At 69.2% G+C, this 24,812-nt stretch carries 26 protein-coding genes, 2 tRNA genes and 1 pseudogene; 12 read left to right on the plus strand and 17 right to left on the minus strand.

Features of this window, described 5'->3' with window-relative positions:
- Positions 1-84: 84 nt before the first annotated feature.
- Positions 85-276: a 50S ribosomal protein L28 gene (gene rpmB / locus ASG12_RS13255; protein WP_045823212.1), complete on the plus strand. Its 192-nt coding sequence runs from the start codon at positions 85-87 to the stop codon at positions 274-276.
- A gap of 12 nt (positions 277-288) precedes the next feature.
- Positions 289-1,098, plus strand: coding sequence for an enoyl-CoA hydratase/isomerase family protein (locus ASG12_RS13260; RefSeq protein ID WP_055790233.1), 810 nt, complete (start codon positions 289-291; stop codon positions 1,096-1,098).
- Positions 1,099-1,115: 17 nt separating this feature from the next.
- Here the strand turns inward: ASG12_RS13260 and ASG12_RS13265 are convergent, their stop codons facing one another.
- Genes ASG12_RS13265 through ASG12_RS13275 form a run of 3 tightly spaced genes read right to left on the minus strand, consistent with a single transcriptional unit; the run spans position 1,116 to position 3,413 of the window.
- Positions 1,116-1,808 carry a uracil-DNA glycosylase gene (locus ASG12_RS13265; RefSeq protein ID WP_055790236.1) on the minus strand — a complete coding sequence of 231 codons (693 nt, stop codon included), beginning with the start codon at positions 1,806-1,808 and terminating at the stop codon, positions 1,116-1,118.
- Positions 1,808-2,329: a gamma carbonic anhydrase family protein gene (locus ASG12_RS13270; protein WP_055790237.1), complete on the minus strand. Its 522-nt coding sequence runs from the start codon at positions 2,327-2,329 to the stop codon at positions 1,808-1,810. Before ASG12_RS13270 ends, ASG12_RS13265 begins: the two co-directional genes overlap by 1 nt.
- Positions 2,330-2,363: 34 nt before the next feature.
- A complete protein-coding gene (locus ASG12_RS13275) occupies positions 2,364-3,413 on the minus strand; it encodes a thiamine-phosphate kinase (protein WP_235456788.1) in 1,050 nt (349 codons plus the stop codon).
- Positions 3,414-3,553: 140 nt separating this feature from the next.
- Here ASG12_RS13275 and ASG12_RS13280 point away from each other — a divergent pair, with 140 nt between their 5' ends.
- Positions 3,554-3,799, plus strand: coding sequence for an Lrp/AsnC ligand binding domain-containing protein (locus ASG12_RS13280; RefSeq protein ID WP_055790921.1), 246 nt, complete (start codon positions 3,554-3,556; stop codon positions 3,797-3,799).
- Positions 3,796-4,326 carry a DUF3515 domain-containing protein gene (locus ASG12_RS13285; protein WP_235456790.1) on the plus strand — a complete coding sequence of 177 codons (531 nt, stop codon included), beginning with the start codon at positions 3,796-3,798 and terminating at the stop codon, positions 4,324-4,326. The genes ASG12_RS13280 and ASG12_RS13285 overlap by 4 nt, the downstream gene beginning before the upstream one ends.
- Positions 4,327-4,365: 39 nt before the next feature.
- Here ASG12_RS13285 and ASG12_RS13290 read toward each other — a convergent pair whose 3' ends face one another.
- On the minus strand, positions 4,366-5,361 hold the full coding sequence (locus tag ASG12_RS13290) for an NAD(P)H-dependent glycerol-3-phosphate dehydrogenase (RefSeq protein ID WP_055790240.1): 996 nt from the start codon (positions 5,359-5,361) through the stop codon (positions 4,366-4,368).
- A gap of 100 nt (positions 5,362-5,461) precedes the next feature.
- On the opposite strand from ASG12_RS13290, the gene cofC reads away from it, so the two are divergent.
- The 3 genes from cofC to ASG12_RS13305 all read left to right on the plus strand — a co-directional run bounded on the left by cofC (position 5,462) and on the right by ASG12_RS13305 (position 9,478).
- The gene (gene cofC / locus ASG12_RS13295) at positions 5,462-6,238 is read left to right on the plus strand and encodes a 2-phospho-L-lactate guanylyltransferase (protein WP_082501969.1); all 777 of its coding nucleotides are present in this window, start codon (positions 5,462-5,464) and stop codon (positions 6,236-6,238) included.
- Between the two features lie 118 nt (positions 6,239-6,356).
- A complete protein-coding gene (locus ASG12_RS13300) occupies positions 6,357-8,507 on the plus strand; it encodes an RNA degradosome polyphosphate kinase (protein WP_055790929.1) in 2,151 nt (716 codons plus the stop codon).
- 41 nt (positions 8,508-8,548) lie between these two features.
- A complete protein-coding gene (locus ASG12_RS13305; protein ID WP_055790243.1) occupies positions 8,549-9,478 on the plus strand; it encodes an NUDIX hydrolase in 930 nt (309 codons plus the stop codon).
- A gap of 85 nt (positions 9,479-9,563) precedes the next feature.
- Here ASG12_RS13305 and ASG12_RS13310 read toward each other — a convergent pair whose 3' ends face one another.
- From ASG12_RS13310 to leuC, 3 genes are all read right to left on the minus strand, one after another.
- A complete protein-coding gene (locus tag ASG12_RS13310) occupies positions 9,564-10,181 on the minus strand; it encodes an HU family DNA-binding protein (protein WP_045823218.1) in 618 nt (205 codons plus the stop codon).
- A 159-nt stretch (positions 10,182-10,340) separates the two neighbouring features.
- The gene (gene leuD, locus ASG12_RS13315; RefSeq protein WP_055790246.1) at positions 10,341-10,928 is read right to left on the minus strand and encodes a 3-isopropylmalate dehydratase small subunit; all 588 of its coding nucleotides are present in this window, start codon (positions 10,926-10,928) and stop codon (positions 10,341-10,343) included.
- A 53-nt stretch (positions 10,929-10,981) separates the two neighbouring features.
- Entirely contained in the window at positions 10,982-12,427 is a 1,446-nt protein-coding gene (leuC, locus tag ASG12_RS13320) for a 3-isopropylmalate dehydratase large subunit (RefSeq protein ID WP_055790932.1), read from the minus strand.
- Positions 12,428-12,545: 118 nt separating this feature from the next.
- Here leuC and ASG12_RS13325 point away from each other — a divergent pair, with 118 nt between their 5' ends.
- Both ASG12_RS13325 and ASG12_RS13330 read left to right on the plus strand, forming a co-directional pair.
- Positions 12,546-13,253 carry an IclR family transcriptional regulator gene (locus ASG12_RS13325; RefSeq protein WP_045823220.1) on the plus strand — a complete coding sequence of 236 codons (708 nt, stop codon included), beginning with the start codon at positions 12,546-12,548 and terminating at the stop codon, positions 13,251-13,253.
- 91 nt (positions 13,254-13,344) lie between these two features.
- Positions 13,345-13,842: a pyridoxamine 5'-phosphate oxidase family protein gene (locus tag ASG12_RS13330; RefSeq protein WP_055790248.1), complete on the plus strand. Its 498-nt coding sequence runs from the start codon at positions 13,345-13,347 to the stop codon at positions 13,840-13,842.
- Positions 13,843-13,884: 42 nt separating this feature from the next.
- Here ASG12_RS13330 and ASG12_RS13335 read toward each other — a convergent pair whose 3' ends face one another.
- Complete coding sequence (locus ASG12_RS13335) at positions 13,885-14,682, minus strand: class I SAM-dependent methyltransferase (protein ID WP_235456791.1); 798 nt, start codon at positions 14,680-14,682, stop codon at positions 13,885-13,887.
- 174 nt (positions 14,683-14,856) lie between these two features.
- Here ASG12_RS13335 and ASG12_RS22340 point away from each other — a divergent pair.
- Together ASG12_RS22340 and ASG12_RS22345 are read left to right on the plus strand one after the other, a co-directional pair.
- Positions 14,857-15,477: pseudogene (locus ASG12_RS22340) on the plus strand (hypothetical protein); the annotation flags it as partial.
- 66 nt (positions 15,478-15,543) lie between these two features.
- Positions 15,544-16,062, plus strand: coding sequence for an LGFP repeat-containing protein (locus ASG12_RS22345; RefSeq protein ID WP_443089096.1), 519 nt, complete (start codon positions 15,544-15,546; stop codon positions 16,060-16,062).
- 18 nt (positions 16,063-16,080) lie between these two features.
- Here the strand turns inward: ASG12_RS22345 and ASG12_RS13345 are convergent, their stop codons facing one another.
- From ASG12_RS13345 to ASG12_RS13370, 6 genes are all read right to left on the minus strand, one after another.
- Positions 16,081-16,395, minus strand: a complete 315-nt coding sequence (locus tag ASG12_RS13345; protein ID WP_055790250.1) for a hypothetical protein — start codon at positions 16,393-16,395, stop codon at positions 16,081-16,083.
- Positions 16,396-16,506: 111 nt separating this feature from the next.
- Positions 16,507-16,579: transfer RNA gene (locus ASG12_RS13350), tRNA-Glu, on the minus strand.
- A gap of 108 nt (positions 16,580-16,687) precedes the next feature.
- Positions 16,688-16,759: transfer RNA gene (locus tag ASG12_RS13355), tRNA-Gln, on the minus strand.
- A 101-nt stretch (positions 16,760-16,860) separates the two neighbouring features.
- Positions 16,861-18,345, minus strand: a complete 1,485-nt coding sequence (gene gltX / locus ASG12_RS13360; RefSeq protein ID WP_055790253.1) for a glutamate--tRNA ligase — start codon at positions 18,343-18,345, stop codon at positions 16,861-16,863.
- 5 nt (positions 18,346-18,350) lie between these two features.
- Positions 18,351-19,151, minus strand: a complete 801-nt coding sequence (locus ASG12_RS13365; protein WP_235456794.1) for an alpha/beta fold hydrolase — start codon at positions 19,149-19,151, stop codon at positions 18,351-18,353.
- A 32-nt stretch (positions 19,152-19,183) separates the two neighbouring features.
- Positions 19,184-19,963: a fumarylacetoacetate hydrolase family protein gene (locus tag ASG12_RS13370; RefSeq protein ID WP_055790256.1), complete on the minus strand. Its 780-nt coding sequence runs from the start codon at positions 19,961-19,963 to the stop codon at positions 19,184-19,186.
- A 131-nt stretch (positions 19,964-20,094) separates the two neighbouring features.
- Between ASG12_RS13370 and ASG12_RS13375 the strand changes: the two genes are divergently transcribed.
- Positions 20,095-21,318, plus strand: a complete 1,224-nt coding sequence (locus ASG12_RS13375) for an MFS transporter (RefSeq protein WP_055790259.1) — start codon at positions 20,095-20,097, stop codon at positions 21,316-21,318.
- Here ASG12_RS13375 and ASG12_RS13380 read toward each other — a convergent pair.
- Genes ASG12_RS13380 through serA form a run of 3 tightly spaced genes read right to left on the minus strand, consistent with a single transcriptional unit; the run spans position 21,299 to position 24,784 of the window.
- Positions 21,299-22,147, minus strand: coding sequence for a class I SAM-dependent methyltransferase (locus ASG12_RS13380; protein ID WP_055790262.1), 849 nt, complete (start codon positions 22,145-22,147; stop codon positions 21,299-21,301). The two genes, ASG12_RS13375 and ASG12_RS13380, sit on opposite strands and share 20 nt — an antisense overlap.
- Positions 22,148-22,181: 34 nt before the next feature.
- The gene (locus ASG12_RS13385; protein ID WP_055790264.1) at positions 22,182-23,192 is read right to left on the minus strand and encodes a 3-isopropylmalate dehydrogenase; all 1,011 of its coding nucleotides are present in this window, start codon (positions 23,190-23,192) and stop codon (positions 22,182-22,184) included.
- The gene (gene serA, locus ASG12_RS13390; RefSeq protein WP_055790267.1) at positions 23,189-24,784 is read right to left on the minus strand and encodes a phosphoglycerate dehydrogenase; all 1,596 of its coding nucleotides are present in this window, start codon (positions 24,782-24,784) and stop codon (positions 23,189-23,191) included. The genes ASG12_RS13385 and serA overlap by 4 nt, the downstream gene beginning before the upstream one ends.
- Between the last annotated feature and the right edge of the window lie 28 nt (positions 24,785-24,812).

Below are 24,812 nucleotides of genomic sequence, written 5' to 3' on the forward strand. Positions count from 1 at the left end.
TTGCAGGGTTGTCGTGAGGCCGTTTCGACGCATGTCGCCGCGCACCGACACCACCCTTTGTTCCCACACTTGAGGAGTTCGACGATGGCTGCCGTCTGTGACGTCTGCGCCAAGGGCCCCGGCTTCGGCAAGTCGGTCTCCCACTCGCACCGCCGTACCAACCGACGCTGGAATCCCAACATCCAGACCGTCCGCGCACAGGTCGCCCCGGGTAACCGGAAGCGTCTGAACGTGTGCACGTCGTGCCTGAAGGCCGGCAAGGTCGTGCGCGGCTGACCGAGGTCACCCATGACCTCCCCGGACAGCGACCCCGTCGACCGCGACCTCGCGCGCGTCGTCGACGGGGTTCTGCATGTCCGGATCTCGACCGAACGCGGCGGCAACGCCCTCGACCCCGACGGACTCGACCAGGGCACCGCAGCACTGCGGCAGGTGGCCGCCGGGTCCCTCGATGTCGGCGCCGTCCTCCTGTACGGACCGGGCGCCAACTTCTGTGCCGGCGGTGACGTGCGGTCGTTCGCCGCGGCACCCGACCGGTCCACGTTCATCGCGGCGCTCGCCGATCGATTCCACGGTCTCCTCCTCGCCCTCGCCGATGCCGACACCCCGGTGGTCGCCGCCGTACGCGGCTGGGCGGCCGGTGCGGGCATGAGCATCGTCTGCCACTCCGACATCGCGATCGGTGGTCCGGGGACCTCGCTGCGGGCGGCCTATCCCGGTATCGGTCTGTCGCCCGACGGCGGCATGACGTGGGCGCTGCCGCGCATCGTCGGCGCGGCCCGAGCGCGTCGCCTGATCCTCACCGACGCCGTCATCACCGCGCCCGACGCGCTCGAGATGGGCCTCCTGTCGCAGGTCGTCGGCTCCGACGACGACGTCGTGCCGACCGCAATCGAGGTCGCCACGCGCCTCGCCGCCGGTCCCCGGTCGGCTCTGCGCGCCGCGCGACGACTACTCGCCGACGGCGCCACCGCGCAGCTCGCCGATCAGCTCGCGGCCGAGGCCGCGTCGATCTCCGCCCTCGCCGGCGGTCGTGAGGGCATCGAAGGGGTGGACGCATTCGTCGAGAAGCGCCGCCCCGACTTCACCGCACGCTGAGACCACTACAGACCGCCTCAAAGCAGTCGCCAGTCCACCGGTTCGGCCCCCAGTTCGGCCAGCGCGGCGTTCGCGCGGGAGAACGGCTTCGATCCGAAGAACCCTCGGCTCGCCGACATCGGCGACGGGTGCGCCGAGGTGATCGCGGGCACTCCCGGCATCCACTGCTGCAGCGATGCCGCGTCTTTGCCCCACAGGATCGCGACGAGCGGTGCATCCCGTTCGACCAGTGCAGTGATCGCGCGTTCGGTGACCGCCTCCCACCCCTTCCCGCGATGCGAGGCCGGTGAGCCGGGCGCCACGGTGAGGACGCGGTTGAGCAACAACACCCCGGAACGACTCCAGGGCGACAGGTCGCCGGAGGTGGGACGCGGGAACCCGAGGTCGTCGCAGTACTCGGTGAAGATGTTGTTCAACGAGCGCGGAACGGGTTTCGTCTCGGGTGACACCGAGAAGCTCAGTCCCACAGCGTGTCCCGGGGTCGGGTAGGGGTCCTGACCCACTATCAGCACGCGGATGTCGTCCATCGGGGCGGTGAACGCGCGCAGCACCTGATCGCCCGGCGGGAGGTAGCGGCGTCCGGCGGCGAGCTCGTCGCGCAGGAACCGCCCCATGTCGGTGATGGTGTCGGCCACCGGCGCGAGTGCCTGCGCCCATCCGGGGTCGACGAGCTCGGCCAGGGGCCGACCCGACGACGACTCCGGCGCCATCAGTCGATCCGCCGAAGATGCTCGCGGAAGTGTTGCGCGTTGTGGTGATACATCTCCACGTTAAGATCGACGTGGCCCTCGGCGACCTCGAATCCGGCACGGATCTTCGCCGGGACACCGAGCGCCATCGCCCGCGACGGCACCGCGAAGTCGAACGGCACCACCGCGCCCGCGCCGACGATCGCACCGTCGCCGACCGTGGCGCCGTTGAGGACCACCGATCCCGACGCGATGAGGCAGTTGTCACCCACCGTCGCGCCCTCGACGTGCGCGTTGTGCCCCACGACGCAGCGCTCGCCGATCACCGTCGGGTGAATGGGTGTGCAGTGGATGACGGTGCCGTCCTGGATGTTCGTCATCGCGCCGATGGTGATGGTGCCGTAGTCGCCGCGCAACACCGCTCCGGGCCACACCGACACCCCGGGGCCGAGCTTCACCGCACCGATCACGGTCGCGTCGGGATGGACGTAGGCGTCGTCGGCGAGTTCGGGGACACGGTCGTCGAGTGCGTAGATGGCCACCGGGCCAATCTATCCGGACCGTCGCGGGGAACAGTCAGAAGCTCTGCCATCCGCGGACCCCGGTGGGTGCGCCGTCGACCCGCACGCGGGGTCCGTTGCCGGGGGCGACCACCGCACCGATCGCCGTCCAACCGGCCGGCGGTGCGCCGTCGAAGGTGGCGAGCAGTTGGTGGTCCTCTCCCCCGCCGAGTTGCCATCGGATCGGGTCGGCGCCGACCGCATCGGCGGCGGCTCGTAGCTGCGGATGCGCAGGGATGACGGCGGTGTCGATCTCGAGGGCGACCCCGCTCGCCGCCGCCATGGTCTCCAGCTCGTCGACCAGGCCGTCGGACACATCGGTCATCGCCCGCGCACCGGCGTCTGCGGCGACCGGTCCCTGACGGAGGTCGACGACCGGTACACGATGTGCGGCAACCAGTTCCGGGAAATCGGTGTTGCCAGCGTCGAGGAGCGCCAACCCGGCCGCCGACGATCCCAGCGGGCCGCTGACCGCGACGATCTGACCCACCGCGGCGCCGGCGAGCCGCACGGGCGGGCGGCCGTCGGTGGTGCCGAAGACGGTGACGGTCACCACCATCTCACCGGCCGCCACGAGGTCGCCGCCGACGACACGGGCGCCGAACTCCGCGGCGACGTCGTTCATGCCCTGATCGATGCCGAGGACCACGGCGGCGGGGGTCGTGGGCGGACACGCGATGGACACGACGATGCCCACGCTGCGCGCACCCATGGCGGCGATGTCGGCGCAGCTCTGGACCGCCGCGCGGGCCCCGATTTGCTCGGGCGTCGACCATTCGAGCCGAAAATGCCTGTCCTGCACCAGGCTGTCGGTGCTGATGACCAGGGAACCGGCGAGGTCGAGCACCGCCGCATCGTCACCCGGGCCCACGACGACCACGTCGCCGTGACCGTCATCCGACGGTGCGGCCCGTCGGGCGACCGCGGTCAACCGCTCGATGAGCGCGCGTTCGCCGAGGTCGGCCACGGTCGGCCCGGCATCGCCGGCGACGCCGTCGACAGCCCGTTGCGCAGCGGTTTCACCCGATCCCACCACCGCGTGCCCTCCGGTCTGCGATTCGCGCACCGGCCGGGTTGTCGGTGACAATGGGCCAGTCTATTCAGCGCCCGCGAGGGTGGGTGACCCGCGACCGCGGTTCGATCCACCCCACGTGGGGTGGTCGATCGGCCGCCGTTGCGGGCATCGACACCGACGAAGGGAAGGTCATGGTCGCGGCGTTCATCCTGATCCAGACCGAGGTGGGCCGGGCCGCCCAGGCCGCGAAGTCCATCGCCGAGATCGACGGTGTCGCATCCTCGGAGGAGGTGTCGGGTCCCTACGACGTGATCGTCCGCGTCGACACCGACGACGCCGCCCATCTCGCGTCCGCGGTGGTCCCGCAGATCCAACGGGTCGACGGCATCACCCGCACCCTGACCTGCCCGGTGGTCACCGACGCGCGGCCCTCGTGAGCGACTCCACCGGTCGCCGCAGCCCCGCCCTCATCGCGACCCTCGTCACCATCCCGGTGATGGTGATCGTGCTGTTCATCGCCATCGCGGCGTTCCGTACCGACTCCTCGGGCGACTCGCTGCCGTTGGCGTCGGCCGCCGCACCGCAGTCCGCCGAACCGGACTGCGCGAAGCTCATCGCCGCACTGCCCGCGACCTTCGCCGGTTTCGACGACCGCTCTGAATCCGGCGGACTCGTGCAGTGGCAGCCGACCGGCGACGCCGCCGGTCCCGTGCAGCTGCGGTGCGGGGTCGACCGACCGACCGATCTCGCGCCGACCTCCGCCCTGCAGGTCGTCGACCCCGTCCAGTGGTTCGCCACCGGCAGCGGCGACCCCGACGCCACGGGAACGCTGTGGGTCGCGGTCGACCACCGCCCGTATGTGGCGCTGTGGCTTCCCAGCAACTCCGGGAACGGCCCGATCGCCGACACCTCGCGGATCCTCGACCGGATCCTGCCCCGCGCGTCGATCGACCTCGGGTCCTGACCTGTCGCCCCCGGCCCGGTCGTCGACGACGAACGGGCGTTATTCGGGTTTCGTCGACCGACTGAGCAGCGCGACGATCGCGTCGCGCACGCCGAGTCCGTCGTGGCACACGCGGTGCACCGCGTCGGTGAGCGGCATCTCCACGTCGTGGGCCGCGGCGAGCGCCCGCACCGACGAGCACGATTTCACGCCCTCGGCGACCTGACCGTTCGTCGCCTCCTGCGCCTCGACGAGACTGCGACCCTCGCCCAGTCGGGAACCGAACGATCGGTTGCGCGACAGAGGCGAGGAGCAGGTGGCGACGAGATCGCCGACACCGGCCAGACCGGCGAAGGTCTCGGCGCGCGCGCCGAGTGCCTCACCGAGTCGGATGGTCTCGGCCAACCCGCGCGTGATGATCGAGGCGAGGGTGTTCTCGCCGAGTCCGGCTCCCGACGCCATCCCGCAGGCGAGGGCGATCACGTTCTTGACCGCACCGCCGATCTCGCAGCCGACGACGTCGGTGTTGGTGTACGGCCGGAAGTACGCGGTGCTGCAGGCATCCTGGACCCGCTGCGCCCGCTCCTCGTCGGTGCACGCGATCACCGTCGCGGCGGGCTGACGTTGCGCGACCTCGCGCGCCAGGTTCGGACCGCTCAGCACCGCGACGCGATCGGCACCGGCTCCGGTCACCTCCACTATGACCTCGGTCATCCGCTTGAGGGTGTCGCTCTCCACGCCTTTCGCCAACGACAGCAGCGTGGCGTCGGGACCGATCTGGTCCCGCCACCCGGCCAGGTTGGCGCGCAACGACTGTGACGGGACGGCGCACACCACCAGATCGGCACCGTCGAGCGCGTCGCGGGCCGAGCTGACCGCCGACAGCGATGCGGGCAGGTCTATCCCGGGAAGGTAGTCGGGGTTGACGTGGTCGTCGGTGATCCTCGCGGCCAGCTCCGGTCGGCGTGCCCACAGCACGGTCGGCGTGCCCGCGTCGCAGAGCACCGCGGCCATCGCGGTGCCCCACGATCCCGAACCCATCACCGCTGCACGCACGTCGCGACCTCCTCGTCTGGCGACCCCGCGGCACGGTGCCGCGCCACTCGCGCACCACCCTAGTGCTCGCCGCGCACCGCCGACGTCGCATCATGGGCGGATGCAGGATCGGCGTCCGGCCACGCGGCCCGACCCGCTCGGCGCGTCGGCCGGTGCGGGCGCGGGCGGTCGTGGGCTGGCCGCGGTGCTGGCGGTCAAAGACCTGACCGATGCGAAGTCACGGTTGTCGCCGGTGCTGTCGGCGGCGGCGCGACGCGACCTCGTCCTCGCGATGATGGCCGACACCGTGGTCGCGGCGCGTGCGGCCGGCGTCGACGACGTGGTCGTGGTGACGCCGGATGCGACCGTGGCCGCCGCCGCCGCCGATCTCGGGGCCCGCGCCGTCGACGACGGGGGCGCCCATCCCGCGGCCCACGATGTGTCCGCACGCGACGGGGGCCCGCTGAACCGTGCCTTCGCCCGCGGCATCGCCGCCGCGTCCGGTCGCACGCCCGGCACCCGGGTCATCGTCCTGCAGGCCGACCTGCCGACGGCGCGCACCGACCATCTCCGTGAGGTGCTCGCGATGTCGACCGCACACTCCCGCTCCTTCGTCCCCGACCGGTCGGGGACGGGCACCGCCATGCTGATCCTGTCCGACAACGCCGACGTGACGACACGTTTCGGTCTCGACTCGGCGGCCGCCCACCGCGCCGGGGGTGCGGTCGACCTGACCGACGGCGATCCGGACCGGTGGCCGGACCTCCGCGCCGACGTCGACACCGTCGACGACCTCCACGTCGCCCGCGCCCTGGGCGTCGGGACGGCCACCGCACGAGTCCTCGACGACGGATCGCTGTCGTCCCTGGGCGCGACACCAACCCCTCATGCGTCATGATGGTCGCGTGAGTTCCCCGGAAAGCATGCACACCGACAGCACGCACACCGACGGGGCGCCGGGCACCGACGTCTCGCCCCCGCCGCCCGCACCGACCGACGGGGTCACCGAGGAGTCGATGGAGGCGTCGACCCTTCCCGCGGCACCGCCGGCGGCGACCCTGTTGCCCGACGAGGCGGCCGACCTCCCCGACGACCGCTACCTCAACCGCGAACTGAGTTGGCTCGATTTCAACTCCCGGGTCCTGGCCCTCGCCGAGGACACCTCGCTGCCCCTGCTCGACCGGGCGAAGTTCCTCGCGATCTTCGCCTCGAACCTCGACGAGTTCTTCATGGTCCGCGTCGCCGGGCTGAAACGACGTGACGAGACAGGACTGTCGGTCCGGTCGGCCGACGGGTTGTCGCCCCGCGAGCAGCTGTCGAAGATCGCCCGACGTACCCAGACCATCGCCGAACGCCACGCGCGGGTGTTCCTCGACTCCGTGCGTCCGGCATTGGCGGACAACAACATCCACGTGATGTCGTGGGACGAGCTGACCGCCGACGAGCGGGCACGCATGTCGGAGTACTTCCACGAGGAGGTGTTCCCGGTCCTGACCCCGCTCGCGGTCGACCCCGCGCACCCCTTCCCTTACATCAGCGGCCTGAGCCTGAACCTCGCCGTGACCGTCAAGGACGTCACCGAGGGAGGCGAACACTTCGCCCGTGTGAAGGTGCCCGACAACGTGAGTCGCTTCGTCGAGGTCGGCAAGCTCATGCCGCCGCAGGACGACAACGGCACGCCGCGCACCATCCTGCTGCCGATGGAGACGCTCATCGCGGCGAACCTCGAGCACCTGTTCCCCGGGATGGAGATCGTCGAGCACCACGTCTTCCGCATCACGCGCAACGCCGATTTCGAGGTCGAGGAGGACCGCGACGAGGACCTGCTGCAGGCCCTCGAACGTGAACTGGCCCGGCGCCGCTTCGGTTCGCCGGTGCGTCTCGAGGTCGCCGACGACATGAGCGAGCACATGCTCGAGCTGTTGCTGCGTGAGCTCGACGTCGACCCCGCCGACGTCATCGAGGTGCCCGGCCTGCTGGATCTGTCGTGCCTGTTCCAGGTGTTCGGCCTCGACCGTCCCGCGCTCAAGGACCGGCCGTTCGTCCCCGCGACGCACCCGGCCTTCGGTGAGCGCGAGACCCCCAAGAGTGTGTTCTCCACCCTGCGTGAGGGCGACGTCCTCGTGCACCACCCGTACGACTCGTTCTCCACCAGCGTGCAGCGGTTCATCGAGCAGGCGGCGTCGGATCCGCAGGTGCTGGCCATCAAGCAGACCCTCTACCGCACCTCGGGTGACTCCCCGATCGTCAACGCCCTCATCGACGCCGCCGAGGCGGGCAAGCAGGTCGTGGCGCTCGTGGAGATCAAGGCACGCTTCGACGAACAGGCCAACATCAAGTGGGCCCGTCAGCTCGAGCAGGCCGGCGTACACGTCGTGTACGGACTCGTGGGCCTCAAGACCCACTGCAAGACATGCCTCGTGGTCCGCCGCGAGGGGTCGACGATCCGCCGCTACTGCCACATCGGTACGGGCAACTACAACCCGAAGACCGCGCGGCTCTACGAGGACGTGGGCCTGTTCACCGCCGCCCCGGACATCGGTGCCGATCTCACCGACCTGTTCAACACGTTGACCGGCTACTCACGCAAGCACGAGTACCGCAACCTGTTGGTGGCGCCGCACGGCGTGCGCCGCGGCATCATCGCGCGCATCAACCTCGAGATCGAGCGCCACCTCGCGGGCGACGAGCGGGCGCGGATCCAGTTGAAGGCCAACGCCCTGGTCGACGAGCAGGTCATCGACGCGCTCTACCGGGCGTCGCAGGCCGGTGTGCCCGTCGATGTCGTGGTGCGCGGGATCTGTGCGCTGCGACCGGGTATGCCCGGTGTCAGCGAGACCATCACGGTGCGGTCGATTCTCGGGCAGTTCCTCGAGCACTCCCGGATCCTGCACTTCGGGGCCCTCGAGGAGTACTGGATCGGCAGCGCGGACATGATGCACCGCAACCTCGACCGTCGCATCGAGGTGATGGCTCAGGTCCGCGATCAGCGCCTGACCCGTGAACTCGGTGAGATCTTCTCCTCCGCACTGGATCCGACCACCCGATGCTGGGTGCTGGAGTCCAACGGACGGTGGACGGCCTCGCCGGCGGCCGGGGAGGACGTACGCGATCATCAGCAGCAGCTGACGCGTCGTCACCACAACCGGGCCGACACAGCGTCCTAGCGCCGTCTGCCCACGCGAGCCACGAGCGGACAACCGAGACGATGACATCGCAGAAGAAACTGGTCTACGCCGCCGGAGGGGTGGTGTGGCGACACACCGGATCCGGCAAGGGGAGAGCCGAGAACGACGGGGCCGGACTCGAGGTGGCGGTCATCCACCGCCCCCGTTACGACGACTGGACCCTGCCCAAGGGGAAGCTCGAGCCGGGTGAGACGTTCGTCGCCGCGGCGGTCCGTGAGATCGCCGAGGAGACCGGCTACACCGTCGCGCTCGGCCGACGGCTCGCGAAGGTCGACTACGACCTCGCCTCGTCGTCCGGGCGCAAGCATGTCCACTACTGGTCGGCGAGATGCGTCGCAGGCGAATTCGCCGTCAACGACGAGGTCGACGCCGTCGAGTGGTTGTCGATCCCCCGCGCACGCGATCGGTGCAGTTTCCGGGCCGACCGAAAGGTGCTGTCGGAGTTCAGTCGTCTGCCCGCCGATCTGCACACCGTGCTCGTGGTGCGCCACGCGAAGGCCGGCCGCTCGGCCCGCTACCGTGGCGACGACCGGCTGCGGCCGCTCGAACCCGTGGGGCGTACGCAGGCGCAGCTCCTCGTCGACCAGTTCCTGATGTTCGGCGCCGACGACATCCACGCCGCCGACCGCACCCGGTGCCTGCAGACGGTCGAGCCTCTGGCCCGTCGTCTCGACGCCCCGATCCGTGTGGAGCCGGCGCTGTCGGAGGAGGCCTACCGCGACGACCCGGACGCGGCCCTGACGCGCCTTCGGGAGATCGCCGCGGACCGTTCGGTGGTGCCGGTGATCTGCAGCCAGGGCAAGGTGATTCCGCCTCTGCTCGCGGCGTGGACCGACGGCCACGACGTGTCGCTCCCCCGGACACGCAACCGCAAGGCGAGCATGTGGGCCATCTCGATGTCCGGTGACGCCATCGTCGCGGTCGACCACGTGGACAACCCCCTGCGCTGAACCGGACTCCCCTACAGACGACACGACCCCCGACGGTGGGAAGTCCGTCGGGGGTCGTGTGCGTCGTGCGTCGCGCAGCGAGATATCAGCGTGCGCGGGCCTTGCGGGCCGGAGCCTTCTTCGCGGCGGCCTTCTTGACCGGAGCGGTCTTCTTCGCGACGGCCTTCTTCACCGGAGCGGTCTTCTTCGCGACCGTCTTCTTGACCGGAGCGGTCTTCTTCGCGACGGCCTTCTTCACCGGAGCGGTCTTCTTCGCGACGGCCTTCTTCACCGGAGCGGTCTTCTTCGCGACCGTCTTCTTCGCGGGGGCAGCCTTCTTCGCGGGCGCGGCCTTCTTGGCCGGGGCCTTCTTCGCTGCGGTCTTGGTCGCGGTTGTGGTCGCGCCACTGCCGCGCTTGACCGCGGGACCGGTCGCGCTCAGCTTCTGCTTGCCGGCGACGACGGCCTTGAACTGGGCTCCGGGACGGAACGCCGGCACCGAGGTGGGCCGCACCTTCACGGTCTCGCCGGTGCGCGGATTACGGGCGACGCGAGCGGCGCGCTTGCGCTTCTCGAAGACACCGAATCCGGTGATCGTCACGCTCTCACCCTTGTTCACCGCACGAACGATCGTGTCGACCACGTGCTCGACGGCGTCGGTCGCCGTCTTCCGATCGGTGCCCAACTTGTCTGTCAGCACCTCGATGAGTTCTGCCTTGTTCATTGAATCAACCTCCGCAAGCTCCGATGGCTCACGTTGAGCCAGCTACAGCACACGGTAAACGTCGAGAACGAAAAGTTCCACGTCCTCGCGACAATGAATTTCGGCGTGGCGAGGCGCAATGTCGTTAGACGACATACGATACGCGGTTCTGCGACGCTGTCAGAGCGTCGCAGGTTTCCAATGGGGCCTTACCTTTTCGTACTCGGAAATGGCTTCTACCTGGCGTAATGTCAGTCCGATGTCGTCGAGACCCTCCATCAGACGCCATCGCGTGTAGTCGTCAATCCCAAAGCGCACCACCAGGTCACCAACGGCCACGGTTCGATCCTCAAGGCTGACCGTGATTTCCGTCCCGGGCGTTTCCTCGAGCCTTTTCCAGATCAATTCGACATCGGATTGCTCGACCTGGGCGGCGAGAAGACCCGCTTTTCCGGCGTTCCCGCGAAAGATGTCGGCGAATCGTGACGAGATGACGACTCGGAATCCGAAGTCCGAGAGTGCCCACACGGCATGCTCACGGGACGAGCCGGTACCGAAATCCGGACCCGCCACGAGGACCGAGCCGCGCGACCACGGTTCGTTGTTCAGGATGAAATCCGGGTCGTTGCGCCAGGCGGCGAACAGGCCGTCCTCGAAACCCGTTCGGGTCACGCGCTTGAGGTAGACCGCGGGGATGATCTGGTCGGTGTCGACATTGCTGCGGCGCAGCGGCACACCGATTCCGGTGTGGGTGGTGAAGGCGTCCATCGTTACCTCGCTTCTGGGGGCGTGCGCGGCGCGGCGCGCAGCGCGGGAGTTGGTCAGGCGTTCAGATCGGCAGGGGCCGAGAGGCGCCCGCGGATGGCGGTCGCGGCGGCGACGGCCGGCGACACCAGGTGGGTGCGGCCGCCCTTGCCCTGCCTGCCCTCGAAGTTGCGGTTGGAGGTGGAGGCACACCGCTCGCCCGGGGCCAGCTGGTCGGGGTTCATGCCCAGACACATCGAGCAGCCGGCCTGCCGCCATTCGGCGCCGGCCGCGGTGAAGATGTCACCGAGGCCCTCGGATTCGGCCTGCGCCCGCACCTGCATCGAGCCCGGCACCACCAGCATCCGCATGCCCTCGGCGATGGTGTGGCCCTCGAGGATCCCCGCGACCTCGCGGAGGTCCTCGATGCGCCCGTTGGTGCACGACCCCACGAAGACGGTGTCGATGGCGATGTCGCGCAACGGTGTCCCGGGGGTCAGGTCCATGTAGGCCAGCGCCTTCTCCGCCGAGGACGCCGCGGACTCGTCGGCGATCTCGGCCGGGTCGGGCACCGACGCCCCCAGGGGCAGACCCTGTCCGGGGTTGGTCCCCCAGGTGACGAAGGGGGTCAACGTGGACGCGTCGATGTGGACCTCGGCGTCGTACGTCGCGCCCGGATCGGTCCGCAGCGAATCCCAGTGCGCGACTGCGGCGTCCCAGTCGTCGCCCTGCGGGGCGTGCGGACGGCCCTTCAGGTACTCGTAGGTGGTCTCGTCGGGCGCGATCATCCCCGCCCGCGCACCGGCCTCGATCGACATGTTGCAGATGGTCATCCGCGCCTCCATCGACAACTTCTCGATGGCGGGACCGCGGTACTCCAGGACGTGTCCCTGACCGCCGCCGGTACCGATGGTCGCGATGATGGCGAGGATGAGGTCCTTGCTCGTCACCCCGACCGGCAGCTCACCGTCGACGGTGATGGCCATGGTCTTGAAGGGACGCAACGACAGGGTCTGGGTGGCGAGCACGTGCTCGACCTCGGAGGTGCCGATGCCCATGGCCAGCGCGCCGAACGCGCCGTGGGTCGAGGTGTGACTGTCGCCGCACACCACGGTCATGCCCGGCTGGGTCAACCCGAGCTGCGGGCCGATGATGTGCACGATCCCCTGGGAGGCATCGCCCATGGGGTGCAGCCGGATACCGAACTCCTCGCAGTTGCTGCGCAGCGTGTCGACCTGGGTGCGCGAGACGAGATCGGCGATGGGCTTGTCGATGTCGAGGGTCGGGACGTTGTGGTCCTCGGTGGCGATGGTCAGGTCGGGACGACGCACCGGCCGACCCGCGAGGCGCAGACCCTCGAACGCCTGGGGGCTCGTCACCTCGTGCACGAGATGCAGATCGATGTAGATGAGGTCGGGGTCGCGCTGCCCGCTCTTGTCGGCCTCGCCGGCCCTCACCACGTGCTCGGCCCATACCTTCTCGGCCAGGGTGCGGGGTCCGCTCGTCTGCGTCTCGGTGCTCATCGGGTGATCTCCACGTTCTGTGCCGTACACATATTCGCCATACCAATATTCGGGAGTCTAGTATCGACCTGTGAGACATTCTAGCCCATCCGACGAGGCCGTAGAAGCGGGTCCCGCCATGGTCGTCAGCGGCGTCGGGGTACTCGACAAATCGGTCGCGGTACTCCGCACGTGCGCCGAGAGTCCCTGCAACCTCAACGAGCTCTGCGCGCGCACCGCGCTCCCCCGGGCCACCGCGCACCGGCTGGCGATGGGACTCGAGACCCATCGACTGCTGGTCCGCGATCCCTCGGGACGATGGTGTCCGGGCCCGGCCCTCGCCGAACTCGCCGCCGACGCCGGCGACGCGGTGCGCGAGGCCGCGCTGATGGTGCTGCCGCGGCTCCGCGAGATCACCGGCGAATCGGTGCAGCTCTATCGTCGCGAGGGCACGCAGAGGGTGTGCGTCGCCGCGATGGAGCCACCCACAGGACTGCGTGACACCGTCCCTGTCGGTGCCCACCTGCCCATGACCGCGGGCTCGGGGGCGAAGGTCTTGCTCGCGTGGGCCGATCCGGCGACCCAGCGGGCGCTCGTGCCCGACAGCGCCTTCAGCGAGCGGGGACTGCTCGAGATCCGCCGACGCGGATGGGCGCAGAGTGCCGGCGAACGCGAGGCCGGGGTCGCGAGCGTCTCGGCGCCGGTACGCGACGCGACCGGCGAGGTCGTCGCCGCGATCTCGGTGTCGGGACCCATCGACCGGATGGGGCGCCGCCCGGGATCACGCTGGGCCGCCGACCTGCTCGCCGCCGCCGAGGCCATCCACAAACGCCTCACCCACGCCTGACCGAACGGTCGCTCGGCTCGACGGTTTATGGTCGGAGCACCGACCGCGACGGGCCACGAGGGCACGCCGACCGACGAGCAGGAGTCATGACGTGGGAAGCAATCAGCGCGGACAGATCGTGATGGGAGACGATGAGGTCGCCGACTTCCTGAGCCGCAGTCGTACCGCCACCCTGGCGACCCGCTCCGCGTCGGGATCGATCCATCTCGTCGCGATGTGGTACGCGCTGCTCGACGGTGAGATCTGGTTCGAGACCAAGGCCAAGTCGCAGAAGGCGGTCAACATCCGACGTGACCCCGCGGTGTCGGTGATGGTGGAGGCCGGCGACACCTACGACACCCTGCGGGGCGTGGCCATCGAGGGACACGCCGAGATCGTCGACGATCCCGACACCCTGCTGCGCGTCGGGATCAGCGTGTGGGAGCGCTACACCGGTGAGTACACCGACGAGATGCGGCCGTTCGTCGATCAGATGATGAACAAGCGCGTCGCGGTCCGCGTCGTCGGTATCCGCACCCGCAGCTGGGATCACCGCAAACTCGGCATCCCCGAGATGCCGGTCGGCGGCAGCACCGCCCAGTTCCTCTGAGCCGCACCCCCGGGCTGCACGCCGCGTGCGCGACCCAGGGCATCACGCCGCGTGCGCGACGACCGTGAAACTGTCGGCCGTGCAGTCCTCGGATCCCATGTCCACAGCCTGACCGCGTTCGTCGAAGACCGCCTCCGGCACCAACCCGGCCTCGGCCAGCGTGTCGCGCAGATCGGGCACCGAGGTGAAGTGCACCACCGGGGCGAAGTCGTGTGCGGCGAGCGGTCCCACCGCCCACCGGCCGTGATCGACCGTGAGTCGACGGTGCGCGCGGAAGTTCCGCACCGACCGGACGGCGCTGCCCGGCTCGAGCATCCATCGCAGAGCGCGAACGGCCAATGCGCGCAGCGACACCGACCGCTGCGTCGGACGGCGCAGTTGGAACGGCGTCTCCCCGAACGACGGGCCGGACTTGTTGAGCGTGGAGAACACGATCACGCCGTCGGCCGCCACGACACGACGGAACTCACCGAGCACCCCCACCCGATCCTCGTGGGCCAGTGCGTCGATGCCGTTGTTGCTGAACAGGATCAGGCCGTGCCGCCCGTCGCCGACATCGACGAGATCGCGGGCATCGGCCACCCGGCAGTCCAGATCCGGGTGGTGGCGGCGGAACGCCGCCACCATGCGCGGTGAGTAGTCGATCGCCTGATAGTCGTCACTGATCAGCTGGAGCAACGCCGTGGTGCGACCCGCCCCGACGCCGACATCGAGGACCGAGGTGCCGCGGCAGCGCGGAGCGACGGTCACCAGCGCCCGCTGTTCCCCGGCGTCGAGGAATCGCGTGGCGCCGGCGTTGAGCCGCTCGTAGCCCGCCGCGATGCGTTCGTCGTCGAACACGGCGTGATTGTGTCGGTATGTGTCCACCCCGGTACCCCACCCCTGCTGCGAGTGCAGCTCGTCGAACTCCCCCACCCACTGTACAAATCTCGACGCCGATACGAACCCGTTGACCGCGATCACCAGCGGGTTCACAGGTACGGCACAGACGGTGCCTACCATCGGCGGACACCCATGACCGACACACTCTTCGCCGACGTCTCCTACTTCCAGGTCCCGGTCGACGACAGCTACCCGTATCCGATCCTGTCGATCCGATCGAACGACGGCACGTTCCGCGATCCCCAATTCGCACAGAACTACGCGTGGGTGCGCCGTTCCCTCGACAGCGGTCGTCTCCGGGTCGGCATCGTCTACTGCTATGTGCGCCCGAACTGGCTCGAGACCGCGAACACCCTGCGCGACATGATCGATTCCTCCGGCGGGCTGCATCCGCGGGTGGTGTTGATGCTCGACGTCGAATCGGGCGGCAACCCGCCCGGCGACGGATCCGACTGGATCAACCGGACATACGCGAATCTCGTCGAGTACACCGGCGGCAACGCCCGCCGCGTCATCGGATACGCCAATGCCGCCGACTTCTTCGGCCTGTGGCGGACCCGGCCGCCGGGGCTGCAGGTGATCGGCGCGGGATACGGAAGCAATCCGAACCTGCCGGGCCAGATCGCCCACCAATACACCGACGGCAGCGGATACGGCGGCGGGCTACCCGAGGGCGCTCCCCCGTTCGGCAACTGCGACATGAACTCCGCCGACGGCCTGTCGGCCGACCAGTTCGCGGCGCGGTGCGGCATAGCCCCGGCGGTCGTCAACGAGATCGACGCGGCGGCGCGGGTCGCCGCGAACTGGCTCGGGCGGCGGATCACCGTCGGTGAACGCACCACCCCCGACGGTCGGGGCCGGTTCGCGGAATTCGAGCACGCGCACATCTACTGGTCGCCGACGATGCCGAGGTCTGCCGACGGACGCATCCACGCGATCCCGATCCCGCACGGCGGACTCTTCGAGTCGTGGGCCGGTGACTACGACTTCGAACGCGGTCCGCTCGGGTATCCCGTGTGGCCGCACCTCGTGCTCCCCGGCGGCGGCGTGCAGGCGTTCGCCGGTGGCGTCCTGTTCCGTCAGAACGGTTCGCCGCGCGGCTACTACGTGCACGGGCTCATCGGCGATCACTACGCGGCGGCCGGCTGGCAGGACAGCGCCCTGGGCTACCCGACGTCGAACGAGTACCCCTGGGCCGGTGGTCGCCGCCAGGACTTCGAACACGGGTCGCTGCTGTGGACCGCCGCGACCGGCGTGACGAGCATCGACGCGGCAGGCCGCGCGGACGACGACGGTGGTTCGAGTCCGCATTCGGAGCCAGGCACGGACCAGCTCTAGGAGCACGGCGCACTCTGGTCAGAAGCAGAACTCGCCCGGGCGGGAGAGGATGCTGACCACGACCGCCGACCCCACGATCGCGGCGACCACGACGAGCACCGTTGTCGGAACCGATCGCTTCCTGACGGCGAGTACGACGAACGGGATCATCCACACCGCTGCCACGATGACGAGGTAGACCGTCCCGAAGGTGGACGCCCGCAGCTCACCACCGTCACAGCTGGTGTCGGATCTGAGGAATCTGCCGAACGAGACATAGATGCCGGCGAATCCCGTCCATGCGGCCAACGCGAGGACGGTTGTCGCAGTCGTGACCGCGGACCGGCTGCGCATGCCCGGCAGTCTAGCGCCGTGCTCGCATCGCGGGCGCGGGTCTGAAGGTGGGCCGCATGGAAGCGAAATGACCCCCTCACCGCATTCGCTGGTGAGGGGGTCATCTCTGTGTAGCCCCGATGGGATTCGAACCCACGCTACCGCCGTGAGAGGGCGGCGTCCTAGGCCGCTAAACGACGGGGCCAGGATCTTCATTTGTCGCACCGACATCTGTCGTTCCCGACAGCGTCGCCGCTATTTTACCGAAGCGACCGTCGAGAACCAAAATCGATTCTCGCCGATCTGCTCGACGCTGGGGTACCAGGACTCGAACCTAGAATGGCGGTACCAGAAACCGCTGTGTTGCCAATTACACCATACCCCAAGGTAGGGCCGCTCGAAGCTGCCGCAGAACCCTGCGGTGGCCGCGAAAAGCGCCGAGAAGGAGGGTATCAAAGGCGGGCACCCGAACCACAAACCGGCTGCTCAGGCCCCACTGCAGAAGCTGTCACGGACCGAACGCAGGCGCGCGAGTGTGCTCTCGCGACCCAGCAGCTCGATCGACTCGAACAGCGGTGGGCTGATGTGCGATCCGGAGATCGCGACCCGCACCGGACCGAAGGCCTTGCGGGGCTTCAACTCCAGACCCTCCACCAGGGCCGCCTTCAGGGCCTCCTCGATGGCCGACGTCGACCACGCCGACACGCCCTCGACGGCGGCGATAGACGCGTCGAGCACCGGCGCGGCGTCGGGTCCGAGGTTCTTCGCCGCCGACCCCTCGTCGATGGTGAGGTCGGCGTCGGCGGTGAAGAGGAACGACATCAGCGGCCAGGCATCCCCCAGCACCTGGATGCGCGTCTGCACCAGCTCGGCGATGACCGGGAACGACGAGGTGTCGGCGGTGGCCGACAGCAACCCCCGGTCGACGAGGTAGCCGAGCAGCCGTGCGGCGAAGTCCTCGGGCGCGAGTCGACGGATGTGCTCGGCGTTGATCGCCTCGGCCTTCTTGAGATCGAAGCGGGCCGGGTTCGAGTTCACCTGTCGCACATCGAATGCGGCGATCATCTCGTCGAGGGAGAACAGGTCGTGGTCGTCGGCGATGCCCCAACCGAGCAGTGCCAGATAGTTCAACAGACCTTCGGGTATGAAGCCACGATCACGATGATGGAACAGACTCGACTGCGGATCACGCTTGGAGAGCTTCTTGTTGCCGTCGCCCATCACGAACGGCAGGTGCCCGAACTGCGGGACCGCCTCCGCGACACCGATACGGATGAGCGCCTCGTACAGCGCGATCTGCCGCGGCGTCGACGACAACAGGTCCTCGCCGCGCAGGACATGGGTGATCTTCATCGCGGCGTCGTCGACCGGGTTCACCAGTGTGTACAGCGGATCACCCGAGGCGCGGGTGAGCGCGAAGTCGGGCACCGACCCGGCGCGGGCGGTGATGGTGCCGCGCACGAGGTCGTCGAACACGATGTCGTGGTCGGGCATCCGCAGCCGCACCACCGAGGGGCGCCCGTCGGCCCGGTACGCCTCGCGCTGCTCGTCGGTCAGATCGCGATCGTGGTTGTCGTATCCGAGCTTCGGGTCGCGACCGGCGGCGCGGTGCCGCGCCTCGACCTCGTCGGCGGTGGAGAACGCCTCGTACGCCTCGCCCGCGTCGAGAAGACGCGCGACGACGTCGCGATGGAGGTCGGCGCGCAACGACTGCCGGTAGGGCTCATAGGGGCCACCGACCTCTGGGCCCTCGTCCCAGTTCAGCCCCAGCCATCGCAGCGCGTCGAGCAGTGCCGCGTACGACTCCTCGGAGTCGCGGGCGGCATCGGTGTCCTCGATGCGGAACACGAAGGCGCCGTCGGTGTGTCGGGCGTGGGCGTAGTTGAACAGGGCCGTGCGGATCAGTCCGACGTGCGGGGTCCCGGTGGGCGACGGACAGAAGCGGACGCGGACCGAACTCGGAGTCGACATGCTCGCTAGGCTAGCGCCCGCCCCAGGAAGTCGATCAGCAGCCGGTTCACCTCGTCGGGCTGCTCGAGATATCCGTAGTGGCCCGCCCGGGCGACCTCCTGGTACTCCGACCCGTCGATCGCGTCGGCGACCTCGCGGGCGAGATGCGGCGGCAGGGTGCGATCGTCGGCGAACCCGATGACCAACACCGGACACCGGACAGCGCGGTAGGCCTCGAGACGGTCGGCCTCGCCGTCGTGGAGCTGCAGCTGCGCCCGCACTCCGGGACTGCGCGCCTGCCCGGAGAACTCGATGATGTCGAGCCAGTCGCGGGCCTGCGCGTCGTCGACGAGGGTGTGCGGCGAGAGGTTCAGATGCGCGGTGATCGCGGCGTGATAGGCGTCGGGCAGGGTGATGTCGCGGTCGATCAGTTCACGCTCGCCGGCGGAGATCGCGGTCTGCATCGTCCCGCTGCGTCCGTAGGTCGCGATCATGGCCGCGCATCGGACGAGATCGGGCCGCGCGAGGGCGAGTTCCTGCACGATGCGCGCGCCGAGCGACGTGCCGATCACCGCGACGGGCCCGACACCGAGGTGTTCGATGAGCGCGGCGGTGTCGGCGACCATGTCGTCGAGGGTGAATCCCTCGGCACACTCACTCGACGGGGCTATCCCGCGGTTGTCGAAGGTGATGACCCGATGGCCGGCCCGGATGAGCGCGGGTTGCTGGTGGGCCTTCCACACGCGCCCGGGGCTCCCGGTCCCCATCACCATCACGACCACCGGTCCGGTGCCGGCGTCCTCGTAGGAGATCGAGATGCCGTTCACACGAGCGGTTCTCGGCGGAGTCGGTGGCACGCTCAGCCCCGATCGGCGACGGGGTTGGTGAGCGTCCCGATCCCCTCGACGCTGACCGAGACCTCCTGGCCGGCGACCATCGGACCGATGCCCTCCGGGGTGCCGGTGAGGATCACGTCGCCCGGCAGCAGCGTCATGACCGCCGAGATCCATTCCACGATCGCACCGATGTCGTGCACCATCAGGCTCGTACGGCTGCGCTGCACGACCTTCCCGTCGAGTTCGGTGCGGATCTCGAGGTCGGCGGGGTCGAGTTCGGTCTCGATCCAGGGTCCGAGCGGACAGAAGGTGTCGTATCCCTTGCCGCGGGTCCACTGCCCGTCGGCCTGCTGCTGATCGCGCGCGGTGACGTCGTTGGCCACGGTGTAGCCGAGGATGGCCCCCGCGGCGTCGCGGGCCGCCACGTCACGACACGGACGTCCGATGACGATCGCGAGCTCACCCTCGTAGTCGACGCGCTGCGAGCTCGCGGGACGCGCGATGGCCACCCGCGGACCGATGATGGAGGTGTTCGGTTTGATGAAGATCACCGGGTCCTCGGGTGCGGTCCCACCCATCTCGGCGGCGTGCGCCGCGTAGTTCTTGCCGATGCAGACCACCTTGCTGGCGAGGATCGGTGCGAGCAGACGCACGTCGGACAGTGGCCAGGATCGTCCGGTGAAGGTGGGGACACCGAAAGGGTGTTCGGCGATCTCTCGGCACCGGGCGTCCCCGCCCTCGACGTCACCCTCCACGGAGACGAATGCCACACCATCGGGACTCGCGATTCGACCTAGACGCATGACGACCAGGCTATCCCACCGCCCGCGTCCGACCGGCCCACGGGCGACGCATCGCCTGTATTAGAATGTGGGCAGTACTTCCCACATTTTGAGAACTACGCCGATCGTCGCAGCAGAGGAGGCCGATCACGATGGACACCGAACCGTCGACCACCCGCAGGTGGGCCATGCTCGTCGCGTCGATCCTCGGCGCGATGGCCACGACCTGCACCGTCAGCGGTGTCGGATTCCTCATCCCCGAACTGCACACCGGCGAGGGGATGTCGATCGCCGCGGCGTCGACGCTGGCCACCGTGCCCACGATCGGTCTGATGCTGACGATCATCCCGTGGGGTGCGGCTCTCGATCGGTTCGGTGAACGCAGGATCCTGCTGATCTCGTTGGGCCTCACCGTCGTCGCGACCACCGGCGCCGCGGTGTCGTCAGCCACCGATCTCGGCCGCGGGGTGCTCGCGGCGTGGCTCCTGATCGGCGGCATGGCCTCGGCCGCGACGAACGGTGCGAGCGGTCGGATCGTCGTCGGCTGGTTCCCACCTCGCGGCCGGGGAACGGCGATGGGAGTGCGTCAGACCGCGCAACCACTGGGAATCGGGCTGTGCGCGTTGACCATCCCGGTGCTCTCGGCGGCCCATGACGTGACCGCAGGCCTGTGGGTCCCGGTGGGGATGTCACTGGCGGGGTTGGTCGCGGTGGCGGTCACGATCGTCGATCCGCCCCGGACGAGTACGGCGACCGACGTCGGTGCGGGCGTCAACCCTTATCGCGCCTCGTCGTTCCTGCCGCGCGTGCACGCGGTGAGCGTGCTGCTCGTGATCCCGCAATCGACGCTGTGGACCTTCGTCCCCGCGTGGCTGATCGTCGCGCATCACTGGGCGCCCGGTACGGCCGGCGTGCTGGTGACCGTCAGCCAGGTGCTCGGCGCGGCCGGCCGGATCGCCGCGGGTCGGTGGTCGGATGTGTGGGGATCGCGGATGAAACCGATCCGCGTCATCGCCCTGGGCGCCGCGGTGTCGAGTGCCGTTCTGGCCCTCACCGACTGGGTGTCGAGTCCCGTCGCCGCCGCGGTCATGGTGGTCGCGACGGTGATCACCGTCGCCGACAACGGTCTCGCCTTCACCGGTATCGCCGAGTACGCCGGACCGTCGTGGAGCGGTCGCGCGTTGGCGGTGCAGAACACCGGTCAGTTCCTCGCGACCTCGGCCACCACACCGGTGTTCGGCGCTCTCATCGGTGCGGCGGGGTTCCCGCTCGCGTTCGCCGTGATGTCGCTCGCCCCGCTGGTCGCCCTGCCGCTGGTGCCGCGTGATCCCGCACCGCGACCGAAAGAGGCTGGCGTCACGGTCGTTTCGCGCTGACCTCACCGGTGCGGGCCGAGATGATGTGGCCACCACCGGATCCGCCGAGCGGTTCGAGCCCGAGGATGCGGCGGATCGCCGGCCGGTCGAGATCGTCGATCACCGTGAACCCTGCGGTGCGCAACACCCCGTGGAGCTCGGCCGGGGCGACCGGTTCCGACAGTGGCTCACCCACACTCGCGGTGCGTGCGCGCAGATCGGACGCGGCGGCGAGCGCCGCGGCATCGGGATCGGTGATGGGCGCGCTGTAGTCGAAGACGATCTCGCAGTCGGCCATGGCACCGAACGCCCTCAGTGTCGTCGCGACCGCAGAGGGCGTGAGATAGGGCATGACACCGAGCCACATGACCACGGCCGCATCGTCGGGTGCGAATCCGCCCGCGGTCATCGCCGCGATCAGGTCGTCGCGCTCGAAGTCCACCCCGATCGTGCGCACCGACGCCGGGATCGCGATCCCCGCCTGCCGCAGTCGTTCTCGCTTCCACTCCCCCGTCGCCGGATGGTCGACCTCGAAGACCGTGACCGCCGGGTCGGGTTGCCGGTAGGCGAACGTGTCGAGGCCGGCGCCCAGGACCACGACCTGTCGGACGCCGCGGGTCGTCGCGATGCGCGCCCGCGCCTCGGCGAATCGATGGCGCGCGGCGATGAACCATCGCAGGCCGTGTCGCGACCCAGCCCGTGCGGACTCGACGATCCGCGCACGGTCGTCGACACCCAGGATCGCCCACGCGAGCGGATCGCTGAACACGACACCACCGTCGAGATCCTGGTGCACCGCGCGGTGTCGCGCCGCGCCGAAGGCCGTCGCGCTCGGTTGCCCGTACCGCATCGCCCCGGCTCCTCAGTTGTCGAGAGTGCTTGCGCTAGAGGCGGGCACGGATGCGGGCGGCGGTCTCCGACGTCGACGACACGGTGTCACCGCGGGTGGCGAGGTCCGCGGCGACCGCCTGCTCGACCCGGTCGGCGGCGCCCGTGTCACCGAGGTGGCGCAACAGGAGCGCGACCGACAGGATGGCCGCGGTCGGATCGGCCTTGCCCTGACCGGCGATGTCGGGCGCGCTGCCGTGCACCGGCTCGAACATCGACGGGTTGGTGCGCGTGGCGTCGATGTTGCCCGACGCCGCCAGACCGATCCCGCCGCTGACCGCCGCGGCGATGTCGGTGATGATGTCGCCGAACAGGTTGTCGGTGACGATGACGTCGAACCGCGCCGGGTTGGTGACCATGTAGATGGTCGCGGCGTCGACGTGACAGTAATCGGTGGTCACATCGGGGTATTCGGCGCCGACCTCGTCGACGGTGCGCTGCCACATCGACCCGGCGAACGACAGCACGTTGGTCTTGTGGACCAGCGTCAGATGGTTGCGGCGGGTACGTGCGAGGTCGAACGCGTGGCGGACCACGCGTTCGATCCCGAAGCGGGTGTTGACGCTGACCTCGGTGGCCACCTCGTGCGGTGTTCCCACGCGGATGGCGCCACCGTTGCCGGTGTACGGGCCCTCGGTGCCCTCGCGCACCACCACGAAGTCGATGTCGGGATCGCCTGCGAGCGGCGAGGTGACACCGTCGTAGCGGTGACTCGGGCGCAGGTTGACGTGGTGGTCGAGTGCGAAACGCATCGTCAGCAGCAGACCCCGCTCCAGGATGCCCGGCGGCACCGACGGATCGCCGATGGCACCTAACAGGATCGCGTCGTGGGAGCGGATCGAGGCGAGGTCGTCGTCGGTGAGCAGTTCACCGGTGCGGTGGTAGCGGCGGGCGCCGAGGTCGTACTCGGTCGTCGACACCCCGTCGACCACGGCCTCGAGGACGGTCAACGCCTCGCCGACGACCTCGGGGCCGATCCCGTCGCCGGCGATAACGGCGAGCTTCACGACAGGTCCACCTGCTCGATGAGGGTGGCCGACACCGATTCACCGATGGCGGAGACGACATCGGACGGGATCTCACGGTCGACGCGCAGGAGCACGGTCGCGCCCTTGCCGTCGGCGTCCTGCGACAGGCCTGCGGCGGCGATGTCGATGCCGGCGTTGCCGAGCAACGTGCCGATCTTGCCCAGAGAGCCGGGCTGGTCGCCGTAGCTCACGACTAGGTTGCGGCCCTCGGCGCGCAGATCAAAGTTGCGTCCGTTGATGTTGACGATCTTCTCGACCTCGCTGGGCCCGCTGAGCGTGCCGGCGACGTTGACCGTGGAACCGTCACCGAACACGGCCTTCAGGTCGACGAGGCTGCGGTGGTTCGGGCTCTCGGTCGCGGTGGTGACCTCGCTGGTCACGCCGCGGTCAGCGGCGACACCGGGAGCGTTGACGAAGGTGATCGGGTCCTCGAGCACCGCCGAGAACAATCCGCGCAGCGCCGACAGGCCGAGGATGTCGACCGAGCTCGCGGCGAGCTCACCGCGCACGTCGACGGTGATGGCCGTGGGCACCTGGCCCGAGATGGCGCCGACGAGCACGCCGAGCTTGCGGGAGAGCTCCAACCACGGCGCTACGACTTCGTCGACGGCACCGCCGGTGATGTTGACCGCGTCGGGCACGAAGTGACCGGCGAGCGCCAGGCGCACGCTCTTGGCGACGTCGGTGCCTGCGCGGTCCTGGGCCTCGGAGGTGGAGGCACCCAGGTGCGGGGTCACGACGACCTCGGGGAGCTCGAACAGCGGGCTGTCGGTGCACGGCTCGGTGGCGAACACGTCGAGCCCGGCGCCGCGTACGTGGCCGGACTTGATGGCCTCGGCCAGTGCGGCCTCGTCGATCAGGCCGCCGCGGGCGGCGTTGACGACGATGACACCGGGCTTGGTGCGGGCCAGTTCGGCGGTGCCGATCATGCCCAGCGTCTCGGGCGTCTTGGGCAGGTGGACGGTGAACAGATCGGCTCGGGAGAGCAATTCGTCCAGCGACACCAATTCGATACCCAATTGTGCTGCGCGCGCGGGGGACACGTAGGGGTCGTAGGCGATGATCTCGGTCTCGAATGCGGCGAGTCGGGCGGCGACCAGCTGGCCGATACGGCCCAGGCCGACCACACCGATGGTCTTGCCGAAGATCTCGACGCCGTTGAAGCTCGACCGCTTCCACTGGTGCTCGCGCAGCGTCGCGTCGGCCGCGGGGATCTGACGGGCGACGGCGAACATGAGGCTGATCGCGTGCTCGGCGGCGGTGTGGATGTTGGAGGTGGGCGCGTTGACCACCATCACCCCGCGCTCCGTTGCCGCAGGTACATCGACGTTGTCGAGGCCGACACCGGCGCGGGCGATGATCTTCACCTTCGGGGCCGCGGCGAGTACCTCGGCGTCGATGGTGGTGGCCGAGCGCACCAGGATGGCGTCGGCGTCGGTCACCGCCTCGAGCAGCTTCGGACGGTCCGGGCCGTCGACCCACCGCACCTCCACGTCATCCCCGAGTGCCTCGACGGTGGACGGTGCGAGCTTGTCGGCGATCACGACGATCGGACGACCGGTTGTACTCACGCGAGATATCTCCTGTGTGGTCGGGAAC

Origin of the sequence: Williamsia sp. Leaf354 (assembly GCF_001424365.1) — a bacterium.
GTDB lineage: Bacteria > Actinomycetota > Actinomycetes > Mycobacteriales > Mycobacteriaceae > Williamsia_A.